Genomic DNA, 16,392 nt, shown 5'->3' with positions numbered 1-16,392 from the left:
GCTCAGGCCTTGCGCAGGACGAGCGTCTCCCAGGGGCCGAGCGTGCCGTGGGCGCTGCGCTCGGTGACGTCTCCGAGCAGGACCGCCGCGCCCTCCCAGCCGGGAAGCTCGGCGGTGTCGAACACCGCGTCCTCGCCGGTCAGGTTCGCGAGCACGAGCAGGGACTCGTCCTCGGTCGAGCGCGTGTACGCGAACAGCTGCGGGTGATCGGCGAGCACGAGCGCGAAGTCGCCGTCCGCGATCGCGTCCGACTCGTGCCGCAGTGCGATGAGGCGCCGGTAGTGGGCGAAGACCGAGTCGGGGTCGGCCGTCTCCGCCCCGGCGTTGATCTCGATGTGGTTGGGGTTCGCCTCGATCCACGGTGTCCCGGTCGTGAAACCGGCCGCGGGCCCCGCCGTCCACTGCATCGGGGTGCGCGCGTTGTCCCTGCTGGTCCGGCGCAGCGCTGTCAGCACCTCCTGAGGGTCGTGGCCGAGGATGTCGACGGCCTCCGCGTAGTGGTTCAGGGTCTCGATGTCGCGGAAGTCGTCGATGGAGTCGAACGGCACGTTCGTCATCCCCAGCTCCTCGCCCTGGTAGACGTACGGTGTGCCGCGCATGAGGTGGAGGACAGTGCCGAGCGCCTTCGCCGAGGCCACCCGGTGCTCGCCGTCGTCGCCGAAGCGGCTGACGACCCGCGGCTGGTCGTGGTTGTTCCAGTAGAGGCTGTTCCAACCGGCCTCGAGCAGCCCCTCCTGCCACTTGGCGAGGTTGCGCTTGAGGTCAAGGACGCTCGCCGGGCGGTAGTCCCACTTGCCGCCGGGGCCGTGGTCGAGGTCGACGTGCTCGAACTGGAAGACCATGTCGAGCTCGGCGCTGGCGGGGTCGGTGAAGAGTCGTGCCTGGTCGACCGAGACACCGGGCATCTCGCCGACGGTGAGGTAGCGGTCCTCGCGGTCGGCGAAGACGCGCTCGTGCATCTCGTGCAGGAACTCGTGGATGCGCGGACCCTGGCCGAAGAACGGGTAGCCCTGGCCGTACAGGCCGCCCTCCGGCACCTCGCCGTCGGGAAGCCCCGGCACCTTGGAGATGAAGTTGATGACGTCCATCCGGAAGCCGTCGACGCCGCGGTCCAGCCACCAGTTCATCATCTCGTAGACCGCGTCGCGGACCTCCGGGTTCTCCCAGCTGAGGTCGGGCTGCTTGCGCGAGAACAGGTGCAGGTAGTACTCGCCGGTCTGGGGGTCCAGCTGCCAGGCCGGGCCGGAGAAGAAGGATCCCCAGTTGTTCGGCTCGGCGCCGTGCTCGCCGGGCTCGCGGCCGTCGCGCGGGGGACGCCACCAGTACCAGTCGCGCTTGGGGTTGTCGAGCGAGGACGCCGACTCGACGAACCAGGGGTGCTCGTCGGAGGTGTGGTTGACCACCAGATCCATGACGAGCTTGATGCCGCGCTCGTGCATCCCGGCCAGCAGCTCGTCGAAGTCGTCGAGCGTGCCGAACAGCGGGTCGATGCGCTGGTAGTCGCTGATGTCGTAGCCGTTGTCGTCGTGCGGGGACGCGTAGATGGGAGACAGCCAGACGACGTCGACACCGAGCTCGGCCAGATAGTCGAGGTGCCCGATGATGCCGCGCAGGTCGCCGATGCCGTCACCGTCGCTGTCCGCGAAACTGCGCGGGTACACCTGATAGACGACCGCGGATTGCCACCAATTCTCACTCACGGGCCAACCATACCCGCGAGGGGGATGCGGCGGCCGGTGCGGAGGGACTCGGCCGCGGCGAGGCACACGCGCAGGGCCTCGACGGCGGAGCCGACGGGCGCGCGCAGCGGCGGCGTCCCGTCTGCGATGCACGCGAGGAGATAGCGGGCCTGGGCCTCGAACGGATCGCCGGGCAGGTCGGCCATCGCATCCACGCCGGACTCGCCCACCACCTCCAGCGATGTACGGAAGCGGGTGCCGTCCGGCAGATCGGAGACGGCGAACAGCTGGGCGACGCCGCCGCCCCCGTACTCGACGGTGATGGCGGCGGGCGCGCCGAAGCCGCCACCGGCTCCGGGCGCTGCCGTCGCGGTGACGGCCACAGGCGTGCCGAGGAGCAGGTTCGCCTGGTCGACGTCGTGGATGGCGAAGTCGACCACCATGCCGCCCGAGCGCTCCTCGTCGGCGAGCCACGCCGACCCGGCCGGCGCCGCGGAGAGGCGCGCGGCGCGCACAGCACGCGGCCGCCCGACGGAGCCAGCGGCGACCCGGTCGGCGAGCGCCGCGTAGCCCGGCGTGAACCGGACGACATGGGCGACCATCAGGATCCCGGTGGCGGAGGCCGCGGCGGAGGCGACGCGTTCCGCATCCTCCAGCGTGAGCGCGATCGGCTTCTCGAGCAGCACGTTCCGCCCGGCGGCGAGCGCGTCCGTGGCGAGGTCGGCGTGGGTCGGGGTCGGGGTGCAGACGGAGACGATGGTGACGGCGGGATCGGCGAGCGCCTCGTCGAGCGTCGTCGCCCAGGCCGCGTCGGGCGCGGCCGCGAGCTCGGGCCGGCGACGCGGCGAGACGACCCAGCGCACCGGGACGTCGCACGCGGCCCACGCCGCCGCGTGCGCCGCGCCCATCCTGCCCGCGCCGACGACGGCGACCGCGTGCGACCGCGCGGTGCTCGGCGTGCTCACCGCACCGCGCTGTCGACCCGGGCGGGGTCGAAGAGGGCGTCGAGGACGAGGCGGGCCGCGCCGCGGATGCCCGCGTCCTGCTTCGCCACGCTGACGGCGATGTCCAGCTGATCGGTGATCATCGGCAGGCAATCGGAGTAGATGGCGGAGCGGACGCCGGCCACGAACGCCTCCGCCTCGCCGAGGATGCCGCCGAGGACGAGCCGCTGCGGGTTGAAGAAGTTCATGATGGTCGCAAGGACGCCACCGGTGCGCAGCCCCGCCTCCCGCAGCATCTGGGTGGCGAGTGGATGGGCGTCCCTCGCGAGGGCGAGAACGTCCCTGGTGTCGGCGACCTCCACGCCGTCCCGCCGCAGCGCCTGGACGATCGCGGCGCCACCGGCCACCGCGTCCAGGCAGCCGACGCGGCCGCACGAGCACAGCACGTCGGGAGCGCCGGGAACCGTCACGTGGCTGATGTCGCCGGCCATGCCGTGATGGCCGCGGTACACGCCGCCGAACGCGATGACGCCGCAGCCGATGCTCGAGCCGGCCTTGACGAAGACCAGCTGGCCGCCGTCGGCGTCGCCGCCGCGGTCGCCGAGAGCGTCGTGCTCGCCGAGCGCCATCAGGTTGGCGTCGTTGTCGGCCGCGACGGTCAAGCCGGTGATCGCGCGGAGCTCGGCGGCGACGTCCACGCCGTTCCAGCCGGGCATCCGCGACGGCGACACCATGCGGCCGTTCGTCGAGTCGACGGGTCCGGGCAGGCCGATGCCGAAGCCGCGCAGCTCCTGGCCGGGCGCCGCGTTCGCCGCGCGCAGCTCCTCGGCCGTCGCCGCGATCCAGCGCAGGACCGCGTCCGGACCGGAGCCGATGTCGGTCTCCTCGGTGCGGGAGGCGAGGAGGCGGCCGGAGAGGTCGAACAGGCCGAAGGTGGCGTGGTGCGAGCCGAGATCGGTGGCGACGACGACGCCGGAACTCGGGTCCACCTCCAGCGCCCGGGGACGCCGGCCGCCGTGCGAGACGCCCTCCCCCGCCTCGCGCAGGAAACCGGCGCCGAGCAGGGCGTCGACGCGCTGGGTGACGGTCGAGGGCGAGAGTCCGGTGTGCCGGGCGATGTCGGCGCGGGAGCTCGCGCGGCCCGAGCGGACGAGGTGGAGGATGCCGCCGGGCGTGGCCTGGGCGTTGCCCGGCGCCACGGTGTGCGTGCTGCTCATCTTCGGCGCATCCCCTCGTGTGACGCGCTCGCGGCGCGCTCGTCTTCGATGAGGATACTGTAACGACTTTCTTCGATATCGAACTAAGCAAATTCGAAATTGCACGAACAGGACTTACTTAGTACGCTCATCGCATCCTGACCGACGATGATGCGAGGAACCCGATGGAAGCACCGAACGCACGGCCCATGGTCAGCCTGCGCGCCGTCGACAAGCACTTCGGCGAGCTGCACGTCCTGAAGTCGATCGACCTTGACGTCGCGCCCCGCGAGGTCGTCGTCGTGGTCGGCCCGTCCGGCTCCGGCAAGTCGACGCTGTGCCGCTCGATCAACCGGCTTGAGACGATCGACGGCGGCGAGATCCGCGTCGACGGCGAACTGCTGCCCCAGGAGGGCGCCTCGCTCGCCCGGCTGCGGGCCGAGGTCGGGATGGTCTTCCAGTCGTTCAACCTCTTCGCCCACCGCACCGTCCTGGACAACGTGGCCCTCGCCCCGGTCAAGGTGCGCAAGCTGAAGAAGGCCGAGGCCGAGCGCCAGGCCATGGAGCTGCTCGACCGGGTGGGCATCGCCGACAAGGCGGGGAGCCACCCCGCTCAGCTCTCCGGCGGTCAGCAGCAGCGCGCCGCGATCGCGCGCGCACTCGCGATGCAGCCCAAGGTGATGCTCTTCGACGAGCCGACCAGCGCGCTCGACCCGGAGATGGTCGGCGAGGTGCTCGACGTGATGACGTCGCTCGCGCGCGACGGCATGACCATGATCGTGGTCACCCACGAGATGGGCTTCGCCCGCCGCGCCGCCGACCGGGTGGTCTTCATGGACCGCGGACAGATCGTCGAGCAGGCGACGCCCGCCGAATTCTTCGACTCGCCCCGCACCGAGCGGGCGCGGTCGTTCCTGGCCTCGGTGCTCTCGCACTGACGAAGGCCGTCGCTCCACCGTTCCACACAGCACCGAACCCCGTCCGAATCAGAAAGGGAACACCATGACCCGCAGCACGACCCGCAGGAGGGCCGCCTTCACCGGCGCCCTGTTCGCGGCCGTGGCGCTCGCCGTCACCGCCTGCTCCTCCGGCACCACGGCACTGCCCGGCAATGACGCCAGCTCCACCGCATCCAGCGACAGCGTGTTCGCCGACGCCCCCGTCGCCAAGGCCGACCTCATCCTCTCCGGCTCGACCATGGAGAAGATCAAGAAGCGCGGCAAGCTGATCGTCGCCGAGGCGCTCGACGCCCCGCTGCTCTCGCAGCAGGACCCGACCGACCCGAACACGGTCAGCGGCTTCGACGCCGACCTCGCCAAGCTGCTCGCGATCTACATCCTGGGCAAGCCGAACGTCGAGATCGTCCCGCCGGCGTCCGAGACGCGCGAGGCGATGCTCCAGAACGGCACCGTCGACGTGGTCTTCAACACGTACACGATCACCGAGGAGCGCGCCAAGCAGGTCGCGTTCGCCGGCCCGTACTTCGAGTCCGGCCTCGCCGTCGCCGTCAAGAGCGACAACAAGGACATCAAGAGCGAGAAGGACCTCGACGGCAAGAACGTGATCGTCGGTGCCAACACGCCGGCCGTCACCGAGGTGCCGAAGATCGCGCCGACGGCGAAGCTCACCGCGTTCGGCACCGACCCGGCCGCCGTCCAGGCGCTCATCCAGGGCCGCGGCGACGCGTACGTGCAGGACTACACCCTCCTCGCCAGCGACGCCGCCAGCGAGAAGCAGATCAAGGTGGTCGGCCAGCCGTTCACCAAGGAGCCCTACGGCATCGGCCTGAAGCACGGCGACGACGACTTCAAGTCGTTCGTCAACGACTGGCTGAAGACCATCCAGAAGGACGGCCAGTGGGGCAAGGCGTGGAAGACCACGCTCGGCACCGTGACCGACTCCGCCATCCCGACCCCGCCGGAGATCGGCTCGGTCCCGGGTTCCTGACCCACTCCGGGGCGGGGTCGCTCGCGCGGCCCCGCCCTCCCCTCCTTCTTCCTCACGAGTGAGCGAGCGATGAACCCCCTGATCGACAACCTCGGGCCGCTGTTGCAGGCCCTCGGCACGACGCTGCTGATGGCCGTCGTGGCCGGCATCGGCTCGATCGTGCTCGGCGTGCTGGTCACGATCGCGCGCGTCAGCCCGATCCCGGTGCTGCGCGCCGCGGCCTTCCTGTACGTGCAGTTCTTCATCAACGTCCCGCTGCTGGCGCTGCTGCTGCTCGCGGTGTTCGCGCTGCCGGACGCCGGGCTGCTGCTGCCGCTCACGCCCACCGCGATCATCGTGCTCACCGTGTACGAGGCGGCCTACGTCGCAGAGGCTGTCCGCTCCGGCGTCAACACCATCCCTGTCGGGCAGGTTGAGGCATCCCGCGCGCTCGGCTTCACCCTCGGCCAGTCCCTCCGGTACGTCGTCGTGCCGCAGGCGCTCCGTGCGGTCGTCCAGCCCATCGGCAACGTGATGATCGCGCTCGCGATGAACACCGCCCTCGCCGCGGCGGTCGGTGTCGTCGAACTCACCGCGGAGGTCAACAAGATCAACCTCGTCGCCGCCCAGCCCATCCTGATCTTCTCGAGCGCGGGCCTGATCTACATGGCCATCGCGCTGGCGATCGGCCTGGCCGCCGGCTGGGTCGAGCGGAAGGTGGCGATCGCCCGATGACCGCACAGCTCATCCCCGACCGGCCCGCCCCCGTGCGCCGGAAGCGCCCCCGTCGTGTGTATGCCGCCGCGTTCATGTACGACGAGCCCGGCCCGGTCGGCCGGCGCCGCATCCTGCTGGGTTCGATCGTCAGCATCGTCGCCATCGTCGCGATCGTCGGCTACGGCCTCTGGCAGTTCGGTTCTCACGGCCAGCTCGACGCGGCCCGATGGGCGCCGTTCACCGAGTGGCCGATCTGGCAGTACCTGCTCGTCGGCCTGCTGGGAACGCTGGAGGCGGCGGCGATCGTCGCCGTGCTCGGTGGCCTGCTCGGCGTGGTGCTCGCGCTCGGCCGCATCAGCAACGTCCGCGCACTGCGCTGGCTGTCCGGGCTCTACATCGAGATCGCGCGCACCATCCCGGTGCTGCTGATGATCTACCTGATGCTCTTCGGGCTCCCCCAGCTCGGGATCAACCTGCCGACGCTCTGGAAGCTCGTCGTCCCCCTGACGATCGCGAACTCCGCCGTCTTCGCCGAGATCGTCCGGGCCGGCATCCTCAGCCTGCCGCGCGGCCAGCGCGAGGCCGCGCTCAGCCTCGGGATGCGTCCGGTCCAGGCGATGCGCCACGTTGTGCTTCCGCAGGCCTTCCGCAACGTGACGCCGTCGCTCGTCACGCAGCTGGTCAGCCTCCTGAAGGACACGTCGCTCGGCTACATCGTCGCCTTCACCGAGCTGCTGTACCGCGGCCAGGTGCTCGCGTCCTATCTGCACCTGCTCATCCCCACCTACGTCGCCGTGACCGTCATCTACCTCGTCGTCAACGGCAGCCTCTCGGCGCTCGCCTCGCGTCTCCAGCGCGGGCCGCGACGCCGCCCCTCCGCGCAGCCGGTGCTCCCCGCGCTGCCGGCGACCCCGCACCAGGAAGAGTCCCATGTCTAGCACCACCGCCGTCCGTCCCCTCGCCGAGCTCGCCGCCGTCCGCCGCTCCGGGCTGATCGAGAGCCGCCACTTCGGCAGCCTCATCGCCCTCGCCCCGGACGGCAGCGCCCTCCTGGAGCTCGGCGATCCGGACGCGGTGGTGCTGCCCCGCAGCACCGTGAAGCCGCTGCAGGCGCTGGCCTGCCTCACCGCCGGCGCCGAGTTGGCCGGGCCCGAGCTCGCCATCGCGGCGGGCAGCCACACCGGCGAGGACGAGCACGTGCGCATCGTGCGCGAGCTGCTCGCCCGCGCAGGCGTCGACGACGACGCCCTCGGCTGCCCGGTCGACCGGCCGGAGGACGAGGGCACCTTCGAGCGGATGATCCGCGCCGGCGAGCCGCGCGCCCGGGTCCGGATGAACTGCTCGGGCAAGCACGCCGCCATGCTCCTCGCCGCCGCCGCGAACGGCTGGCCGACCGAGGGCTACCTCGACCCCGCGCATCCCCTCCAGCAGCATGTGCGCGAGACGATGGCCGCGGTCACCGGTGTCCCCGTCGGCCACGACGCCATCGACGGCTGCGGCGCCCCGCTCTTCGGCACCACCGTGCGCGGCGTCGCCCGCGCGTTCGGCCGGCTCGTCACCGCGGCAGAGGGCACGCCGGAGCGCGCCGTCGCCGACGCGATGCGAGCGCATCCCTTCTACGTCGGCGGCAGCGGCCACCAGAACTCGACGCTCATGGAGACGGTGCCGGGCGCGCTCGCCAAAGGCGGGGCCGAGGGCGTCATCGGCGTCGCGGCCGCGGACGGCACGGCCGTCGCGATGAAGATCATCGACGGGAGCCCCCGGGCGACGACGCTGCTCGCGCTCCGCGTGCTGGAGGCGCTCGGCACCGACATCGGCGGAGCCGCCGCCCTCGTCGAGCTGCCCGTGCTGGGCGGCGGAGTGCCGGTGGGCCGCATCGAGGTCGGCGCCGACCTGGCGGACGCGCTGGAGCGCCTCGCGTGACGGGGCGCATCGCCGTCGAGATCTGCCTGGAGGACCTCGCGGGCGTGCGCACGGCCGAAGCCGCGGGCGCCGACCGCATCGAGCTCTGTGCCGCGCTCTCCGAGGGCGGCATCACCCCCTCCATCGGGACCGTCGCCGCTGCTCTGGGCGCCGTGACGACGATGGGCGTCAACGTGCTGGTGCGTCAGCGCGGCGGCGACTTCGTGTTCGACGCGGACGAGCTGGATGCGATGGTCGGGGACATCCGCGCCATCCGCGGCCTGCCGAATCCCTCCGGTGTGCCGCTCGCCTTCGTGGTCGGCGCCCTGAACCCGGACGGCACGGTGGACCTGGACGCGACGCGCGCGCTCGTCGACGCGTGCGGGGATGCGCCGGTCACCTTCCACAAGGCGTTCGATCAGACCCCGGACCTGGCGGCCGCCCTGGAGACCCTCATCGGTCTCGGCGTCGCGCGGGTGCTCACCTCGGGCGGCGCTCCGAACGTGATCGACGGAGAGGACGCGCTCGTCCGGCTGGTGGCACAGTCCGACGGCCGGATCGCGGTGCTCGCCGGCGGCGGCGTCCGCCCGGCGAACGTCGCAGAGCTGGTGCGCCGGACCGGGGTGACCGAGGTGCACCTCCGCGCCGCGCAGACGGTGCCGAGCGCCGCGGCGCGCACGAGTGCGTACGATCCCGGGACGCGGGAGACGACCTCGTCCTCCATGGTCGAGGCCGTCGTCGGCGCCGTGCGGGAGGCCGCCGCGTGAGCGCCGACGCACCGCTGGTGCTCGCCGTCGACCTCGGCGGCACCGCGATGAAGGGGGCGGTGGTCGCGCAAGGCGGCGCCGTTCGCACCGAGCTCACCCGTCCCACCCCGTCGGCCGACATCCTCGGCGCGCTCATCGAGCTGCTGCGGGAGCTGCGCGAGCACGCCGACGGCGACGTGGTCGGCGCGGGTGTCGCGACCCCGGGCATGCTCGACGAGCAGAACGGCATCGTGCACTACGCGTCCAACCTCGACTGGCGGGACGTGCCGCTGCTCGACATCCTGCGCAGGGAGCTGCGGCTGCCGGTCGCGGTCGGCCACGACGTCCGTGCGGCCGGACTCGCGGAGCGCACGCTCGGCGCCGCACGCGGCTCCGACGACTTCGTGCTCGTGCCGATCGGCACGGGTGTCGCCGCCGCGCTCGTCACCGCGGGCGGCACCATCACCGGGGCGACCGGCGCCGCCGGCGAGTTCGGCCACATCCCGGTGGTCCCCGGCGGCGAGCCGTGCACGTGCGGTCAGCGTGGCTGCCTCGAGGTATACATGTCGGGAGCGGGCGTCGCGCGCCGCTACCGTGCGGCGGGCGGCGACGCGCTCAGCACGCGGCGCATCGTCGAGCGGCTCGGCAGCGACCCGCTCGCCGACCGCGTCTGGGGCGAGGCGGTGGAGGTGCTGGCCCAGGGCCTGACCATCCTCACGCTTCTGCTCGACCCGCGCGTGATCGTGCTCGGCGGCGGCGTCTCTCACGCCGGCGACGCACTGTTCCCCCCGCTCGAGAAGGCGGTGTCGGCCGGCCTCGCCTGGCGCGAGCGCCCGCAGATCGTGCGCAGCGGGCTCGGCGGTGACGCCGGGCGCACCGGCGCCGGACTGCTGGCGTTCGGCGCGGCGCGGTAGCGGCCGCGCCGTCGGCGGCGTTCTGTAGCCTGTCCGAGCCGGGGACGGATCGGAGGGGGACGACGTGCGCTTCACGCGGGAGCAGCTGCTGGTGGAGGTCGACGAGGAGACGGTGCGGGAGGCGCGCGCGTTCTACGCGAAGCGTCCATCCGGCCGCGGCCCGGCGAGCGAGGCGGAACTGCGTGACGTGCGTGCGCTGCGCGCCGCGACGACGCCGTCCGATCCGCCACCGGCCGTCGAGGTCGTCGCGGCGGGCGGCAGGAGCGTCCCGGTGCGGATCTTCACCCCGGCGGGCGGACGCGCGCGCGGGGTCCACCTCGACATCCACGGCGGCGGCTTCTACATGGACTCGGCGGCGCGCAACGATGTGCGCAATCGCGACCTCGCCGACCGGCTGGGCTTCGCCGTCGTGAGCGTCGACTACCGGCTGGCACCCGAGCATCCCTGGCCGGCGGCTCCCGACGACTGCGAGACGGCGGCGCTCTGGCTGGCGGAGCACGCCGCCGAGCGGTTCGGGACGTCGCGCCTCTCGGTCGGCGGCCACTCGTCCGGCGCGACGCTCGCCATGACGACGCTGCTTCGGCTGCGCGACCGCGGCGTCCGCGCGTACCGCGGCGGCGTGCTCGAGGCCGGCACCTGGGACCTCAGCGCGCGGACGCCGTGGGGCAGCAGGATCGCCGACGAGTACTTCCTGGAGGCGTACCTGGGCCCGGCGACGGACCGGTCGGCGCCCGACGTGTCCCCGCTGTTCGCGGACCTGCACGGCCTGCCGCCCATCCTCATCGTCATCGGCGAGAACGACGTGGTGCTCGAGGACAACCTTGCGATGGCCGGCCGGCTGGCCGTCGCCGGCGTCGAGCTCGAACTCCGGGTGTATCCCGTCGCCCCGCACGGTTTCGTCGGCCACGGCACCGCGCTCGCCCGGACGGCACGCGAGCAGACCGAACAGTGGATGGCCGCGGTCGGCTGACGATCTCCGCTCGCCGTTCACGCACCCGGAACGGCCCCCTCCCATCCGGTGCCAGGATGGGTGCGTGAAGCACCTCGGCAGCCCGATCGTCGCCCTTGTGATGACGGCGGCGGCCGCTGGAGCATGCGCAACCACCTGGTACGTCGCGCAGGCGTTCGGCGCGGGAGGATCCCCCGCGGTGCTGGCCACTGTGGTGGCCCTCAGCGTCGGCCGCCGTGACTTCGCTGGCCGCGCGGAGTTCGCTCGGGCGGCGTTGGTGCTGCCGCTCACCAGTGTGGCCGCAGCGGTGGTCGGCTGGCTCCTCGTGACCGTGCCGATCGTCGGCGCGCTCGTGTTCATCGGCGGGATGAGCGTGCCGATCTGGATGCGCCGCTTCGGCCAACGCATCGCGCACCTCGGTGCGCTGGCGGCGCTGCCGCTGACTGCGATGCTGGTCGTGCCCGTATCGGGGATGCCGTGGTGGCTCGGAGGGATGTTGGCGCTCATCGCGGGGGTGGTCGCGGTGCTGTGGGTGGCGCTGGCGCGGGAGGTGCTAGCGCTGGCGCGGCTGCGAGGATCCACCGCCGAGCCCGGAACGTCCCCGCCGTCCCGCGCGACACCCTCCCCCGCTGCCGCTCCCGCCCCGGCCACTTCCCGCGCTCCACGCCGACTCCCCGCGAGCACACGCATGGCCGTGCAGATGGCCGTCGCCCTCGCCGCGGCGTTCGTCGTCGGCTGGGGGCTGTTCCCCGAGCACGCGATGTGGGTGGTGCTGACGGCGTTCATCGTGAACGCCGGCAACCGCGGCCGGGGCGACGTCCTCCACAGAAGCGCGCTGCGCGTCGTCGGGGCCGTGGCGGGCTCGCTCGCAGCGGTGCTGCTCGCACTGGCCGTGCCCCGGATCTCAGGCCTCCCCGCCGTGGCCGTGATCTTCGCCGCCCTTTTCGTCGGCGGCTGGCTCCGCGCCGTCAGCTACGCCTATTGGTCGTTCGCGGTCACGCTTGTCGTGTCGCTGCTTCAGGAACTGTTCGGCACCGCTCCGTTCGCCGGGGAGGCGGGGATGCTGATCGAGCGGGTCGCGGCTATCGTCGTGGGCGGTGTGCTCGGGGTCGCGGCGGCCTGGCTGGTGCTGCCCGTGAGATCGACGGATGTGCTGCGCAAGCGGCTCTCGGACATGCTGATCACGCTCGGCGCCGTGTTCTCGCCGGCCGAACCGGCCGAGCGAGCCGCGCGCCTCGACGCCTTCCACGCTGCGGTCGATCGCGTCGAGGAGCTGGCGCCGGCACACCGCGCACGGCGGATGCTCGGCGGACACCGCGCACAGCCGATCGACTGCATCACAGCGGCCGCCGCCCTCCCCGCCATCGTGCGCGCCCGGATCGCCGCCGGCCCGACGCCACCGCAGCTGCGCGCGGCTGTAGGCGACGCACGCCGTGCTCTCGCCGCGCCGGTCGACCTGGAGCGGGTGCGCACCTCTCTCCTCGCTCTCGCCACGATGCTCGGTCCCGACTCGGCCCGATAGCCTGGAGCACATGCTCACCCCGCCCGTCGCCCCGAAGAAGCCGACCGAACGCAGCCACCACGGTGACACCGTCATCGACGACTACGAGTGGCTGCGCGACAAGGAGGACCCGGCGGTCGTCGCGCACCTGACCGAGGAGAACGCGTACACGAACGCCCGCACCGAGCACCTCGCCGTGCTCCGCGAGCAGATCTTCGACGAGATCAAGTCCCGAACCCGCGAGACCGACCTCAGCGTCCCCGTGCGCGAGGGCGACTGGTGGTACTACACCCGCACGGTGGAGGGGAAGCAGTACGGCATCCACTGCCGCGCGCCCATCGCCGGCGCCGACGACTGGGAGCCGCCCGCGCTCAACGAGCACGCCCAGCGGCACGGCCTTCCCGGCGAGCAGGTGCTGCTCGACGACAACGCCGAGGCGGAGGGCCACGAGTTCTACGCGCTCGGGAGCTTCGACGTGAGCAGCGATGGGACGCGCCTGCTCTACGCCGTGGACACCGAGGGCGACGAGCGCTACACGATCCGCGTCCGCTCCCTCGCCGGCGACGGCGCGGAGTACCCGGACGAGATCGCCGGGACAGCGGCCGGCGCCCTGTTCGACCCGAGCGGCGAGCACCTGTTCTACACGACGGTGGACGACGCCTGGCGCCCCGACACCGTGTGGCGGCACCGCGTCGGCCAGGGTCCGGACGGCGAGGCCGACGTGCGGGTGTTCCACGATCCGGACGAGCGCTACTGGATCGGTGTCGGGCTCACCCGCAGCCGCCGCTTCCTCGTCATCGAGGCCGGTTCGAGCATCACGAGCGAGGCCTGGCTGCTGCCGGCCGAGGATCCGACGGGCACCTTCACGGTCGTCTGGCCGCGCGAGGAGGGCGTCGAATACGACGTCGAGCACGTGGTCGCCGGCGGCCGCGACCGGCTGCTGATCGTGCACAACCGCGATGCGATCAACTTCGAGCTGGTCAGTGTCGCCGCCGACGACCCGCAGGGCCCGCAGCGCGTGCTGCTCCCCCACAACCCGGCGGTCCGGATCGAGGGCGTGGATGCGTTCCGCGACTTCGTGGCCGTCGAGTACCGCCGCGACGGGATGACCAGGGTCGCCGTCGCGTGCATCCCAGAGAAGACGGACGACGGCGCCCCGGGCGACGACACCCTGCACGAGCTGCACTTCGACGAGGAGCTGTTCACCGTCGGCGTCGGCGGCAACCCGGAGTGGACGCAGCCGTTCCTGCGCCTCGGCTACGGGAGCTTCGTCACACCGTCGAGCGTCTACGACTACGACGTCCGCACGCGCAGCCTCACGCTGCGCAAGCAGCAGCCGGTGCTCGGCGAGTTCGAGCCGGAGCTGTTCGAGCAGCGGCGCGAGTGGGCCGTCGCCGAGGACGGCACGCGCATCCCGATCTCCCTGGTCTACCGCAGCGACCTGGTGACGCCGGGCGAGCCGGCGCCGCTCGTCCTCTACGGCTATGGCTCGTACGAGGCGAGCATGGACCCGTCGTTCGGCATCCCGCGGCTCAGCCTCCTCGACCGTGGCGTCGTGTTCGCGATCGCTCACGTGCGCGGCGGCGGGGAGCTCGGCCGCCTCTGGTACGAGAACGGCAAGAAGCTGCACAAGAAGAACACCTTCACCGACTTCGTCGCGGCGGGAAAGCACCTGATCGACCAGGGCTGGACGTCTCCGGACCGGATGGCCGCGCAGGGCGGAAGCGCGGGCGGCCTGCTGATGGGCGCCGTCGCGAACCTGGCGCCGCGGATCTTCGCGGGCATCCTCGCCGAGGTGCCGTTCGTCGACCCGCTCACCTCGATCCTCGACCCGTCGCTGCCGCTCACGGTGATCGAGTGGGACGAGTGGGGCGACCCGCTGCACGACGAGGACGTGTATTACTACATGAAGTCGTACAGCCCGGTCGAGAACATCCACCACACCACGTACCCGCGCATCCTCGCGGTGACCAGCCTGAACGACACCCGCGTGCTCTACGTGGAACCGGCGAAGTGGGTCGCGAAGCTCCGCGAGGTCGGGGCGGACGCGCTGCTGAAGACCGAGATGGCGGCGGGCCACGGAGGCGTCTCCGGACGCTACGCGGCGTGGCGCGAGCGCGCGTTCTCGCTCGCCTGGCTGCTGGACGTGGTGGGAGCGCACCCGAGCTACGAGTAGTCGGAAAGGCCGCCCCGGTCGTCAGCAGGCGTAGTTCGTGACGCCCAGGGCGACGACGCCTTCCCCGCCCACGTAGACCAGGGTGCGGGCGTTCGCGTCGGCCAACGCCTGCAGGGTCGACGTGGGAGCGCACTGCGACTTCGTGAGCAGCAGGGCACCAGGGGTCGCGCCCGCGAGGATGGCCGTGGTCAGGCCGTCGGCGAAGACCAGCCCGTTCGCCAGGTATGCGATGCCGGCGCTCGGCGACGGCAGCGTCCTGGCCACGGCCGCCGCCGTCGCGAACCGGTCCGATCCTGCTGCGCGCGTCACGTCGATCGGGGACTTCAGGGAGGCCTGCACGCCGTTCGAAATGACGCCGGTGCCACCGACGATCGTGACCGTCGTCGTGCCCCAGGCGTGAAGCGCGGCGGCCGTCGCAGGGTCCATCGACGCGCGCGCCCCGTCCGTCAGCAGAACCGCGGCGCCCGCGCCGGCCGCCGCTGCTGCCGCGGCCAGCGCATCCGGATAGTCACGGCCGGTCACCAGGAACACGGCGGGCACGGAGCCGCCGAATGCGTCCTCGATCACCGCGCGCGACGACGCGTACCGGTCGATGCCACCGATCCGGTCCACCGTGGGCGCGAACGGCAGCGCCCGCAGCGCCGCCACCACCGTCTCGGAGACCGCGCCGGTACCGCCGACGACCACGATCCGCGCGGGATGCAGGCGCACCAGCTCGGTCGAGACCCGGCTGTCCAATGATCCGGGAGGCGTCAGCAGCAGCGTGCCGTGCTGCTCCACCGCCGCGGCTCCGGCCGACAGCGCATCCGGGAACATCACCCCCGAGGCGACGTACGCGACGGGAGCACCGACGGACGCGTCCGGGAACGCGCGCTGGGACGTCGCGATCGCCGTCGCGTAGCGGTCGGCTCCGGCGGCCCGGCCGGGGGTCGCGTTCAACGGGAAGGTCACGTTGAGCTGCGCGGAGGTCTGCTCGATCACCACAGAGGGGAGTGTGCTGGTGACCCTCGCGGTCATGGCACGCCCCACCAGAGCGGCACCGGGAGTGACGGTCGCGTTCGTGCCTCCCGGCACGAGGTACGGCCCTCGGCCCGCGCGCGGGTCCCAGTACGTCCATCGGTAACTGTTCGTCCCGCCGCTCGGCTGAGACAGCCCCACGGTGGCCGAGGTGCCGAGCGGGACCTCGTACTGCGTCCCCGCTGTCGTCGCGGTGAGGCGGAAGGCGGGGCGCTTCGCCGGCACGTTCACGGTCTTGCACGCCACGGTCGCGCTCTCCGGGTAGGTGGAGAGGCTGTACAGCCGGACGCAAATGTTCAGCGTCCCCGCTTTGACGGTCCCCAGGTAGCGTTCGAAGCCCTGGTTCGGTCCGAGGCCGGGGTGGGCGCGCTGGACGTCCGGACGCGGCAGGCCGAACGAGGCCTTGTCCTCCGCCCAGCCCAGCGTGGTGTGCGCTCCGTTCGCGCCGAGGATGTAGATCTCGAGCCCGGTCTGGCCGCGCGCGCTCCCGCCGTTGGCAGAGCCGTTGTTGGCGTCCGCCGCCCACCCGACCACGTGAAGGCCGGGCGCGTCGTCCGACGCGCTGTACGTGACGGCGATCGTGTCGATCGAGCCGATCGCGGCGAGCGGATGCAGAGTGCCGGCTGAGGCGGGAGCGGCGGCGAGCCCACCGATCACGGCGGCGGCGGCGACGACGGACGCGATGCGCGTGCGGATTCTCATGTCCCGGCTCTCTGCGACGCGGA

The 16,392-nt window shown here is 72.2% G+C and carries 14 protein-coding genes; 10 read left to right on the top strand and 4 right to left on the bottom strand.

What is annotated here, in order from left to right; genetic code table 11:
• Positions 1 to 2 precede the first annotated feature (2 nt).
• The 3 genes from AAME72_RS09900 to AAME72_RS09890 are packed head-to-tail and all read right to left on the bottom strand — an operon-like array spanning position 3 to position 3,840.
• A complete protein-coding gene (locus tag AAME72_RS09900; protein ID WP_348790073.1) occupies positions 3 to 1,700 on the bottom strand; it encodes an alpha-glucosidase in 1,698 nt (565 codons plus the stop codon).
• Entirely contained in the window at positions 1,697 to 2,644 is a 948-nt protein-coding gene (locus tag AAME72_RS09895; RefSeq protein WP_348790072.1) for a Gfo/Idh/MocA family oxidoreductase, read from the bottom strand. The genes AAME72_RS09900 and AAME72_RS09895 overlap by 4 nt, the downstream gene beginning before the upstream one ends.
• Positions 2,641 to 3,840 carry an ROK family transcriptional regulator gene (locus AAME72_RS09890; RefSeq protein WP_348790071.1) on the bottom strand — a complete coding sequence of 400 codons (1,200 nt, stop codon included), beginning with the start codon at positions 3,838 to 3,840 and terminating at the stop codon, positions 2,641 to 2,643. The genes AAME72_RS09895 and AAME72_RS09890 overlap by 4 nt, the downstream gene beginning before the upstream one ends.
• A 164-nt stretch (positions 3,841 to 4,004) precedes the next feature.
• Here AAME72_RS09890 and AAME72_RS09885 point away from each other — a divergent pair, with 164 nt between their 5' ends.
• The 10 genes from AAME72_RS09885 to AAME72_RS09840 all read left to right on the top strand — a co-directional run bounded on the left by AAME72_RS09885 (position 4,005) and on the right by AAME72_RS09840 (position 14,650).
• Positions 4,005 to 4,757, top strand: coding sequence for an amino acid ABC transporter ATP-binding protein (locus AAME72_RS09885; protein ID WP_348790070.1), 753 nt, complete (start codon positions 4,005 to 4,007; stop codon positions 4,755 to 4,757).
• 64 nt (positions 4,758 to 4,821) lie between these two features.
• Positions 4,822 to 5,766 (top strand): glutamate ABC transporter substrate-binding protein, encoded by a 945-nt coding sequence (locus AAME72_RS09880; protein WP_348790069.1) that lies wholly within the window; start codon positions 4,822 to 4,824, stop codon positions 5,764 to 5,766.
• A gap of 69 nt (positions 5,767 to 5,835) precedes the next feature.
• Positions 5,836 to 6,480, top strand: coding sequence for an amino acid ABC transporter permease (locus AAME72_RS09875; RefSeq protein ID WP_348790068.1), 645 nt, complete (start codon positions 5,836 to 5,838; stop codon positions 6,478 to 6,480).
• Positions 6,477 to 7,400: an amino acid ABC transporter permease gene (locus AAME72_RS09870; RefSeq protein WP_348790067.1), complete on the top strand. Its 924-nt coding sequence runs from the start codon at positions 6,477 to 6,479 to the stop codon at positions 7,398 to 7,400. The genes AAME72_RS09875 and AAME72_RS09870 overlap by 4 nt, the downstream gene beginning before the upstream one ends.
• Positions 7,393 to 8,385, top strand: a complete 993-nt coding sequence (locus tag AAME72_RS09865; protein ID WP_348790066.1) for an asparaginase — start codon at positions 7,393 to 7,395, stop codon at positions 8,383 to 8,385. Before AAME72_RS09870 ends, AAME72_RS09865 begins: the two co-directional genes overlap by 8 nt.
• Positions 8,382 to 9,131: a copper homeostasis protein CutC gene (locus AAME72_RS09860; RefSeq protein ID WP_348790065.1), complete on the top strand. Its 750-nt coding sequence runs from the start codon at positions 8,382 to 8,384 to the stop codon at positions 9,129 to 9,131. The genes AAME72_RS09865 and AAME72_RS09860 overlap by 4 nt, the downstream gene beginning before the upstream one ends.
• Entirely contained in the window at positions 9,128 to 10,024 is an 897-nt protein-coding gene (locus tag AAME72_RS09855) for an ROK family protein (RefSeq protein ID WP_348790064.1), read from the top strand. The genes AAME72_RS09860 and AAME72_RS09855 overlap by 4 nt, the downstream gene beginning before the upstream one ends.
• 64 nt (positions 10,025 to 10,088) lie before the next feature.
• A complete protein-coding gene (locus AAME72_RS09850; RefSeq protein ID WP_348790063.1) occupies positions 10,089 to 10,994 on the top strand; it encodes an alpha/beta hydrolase in 906 nt (301 codons plus the stop codon).
• Between the two features lie 64 nt (positions 10,995 to 11,058).
• Complete coding sequence (locus AAME72_RS09845) at positions 11,059 to 12,495, top strand: FUSC family protein (RefSeq protein WP_348790062.1); 1,437 nt, start codon at positions 11,059 to 11,061, stop codon at positions 12,493 to 12,495.
• Positions 12,496 to 12,505: 10 nt separating this feature from the next.
• Positions 12,506 to 14,650, top strand: coding sequence for a S9 family peptidase (locus tag AAME72_RS09840; RefSeq protein ID WP_348790061.1), 2,145 nt, complete (start codon positions 12,506 to 12,508; stop codon positions 14,648 to 14,650).
• Positions 14,651 to 14,671: 21 nt separating this feature from the next.
• Here the strand turns inward: AAME72_RS09840 and AAME72_RS09835 are convergent, their stop codons facing one another.
• The gene (locus AAME72_RS09835) at positions 14,672 to 16,369 is read right to left on the bottom strand and encodes a cell wall-binding repeat-containing protein (protein WP_348790060.1); all 1,698 of its coding nucleotides are present in this window, start codon (positions 16,367 to 16,369) and stop codon (positions 14,672 to 14,674) included.
• Positions 16,370 to 16,392: the final 23 nt, after the last annotated feature.

This window comes from Leifsonia sp. NPDC080035, assembly GCF_040050925.1.
In the GTDB taxonomy this organism is placed as follows: Bacteria; Actinomycetota; Actinomycetes; order Actinomycetales; family Microbacteriaceae; genus Leifsonia.
The sequence above is the reverse complement of the archived record's forward strand: the minus strand, read 5'-3'. Positions and strand labels throughout refer to the sequence as shown.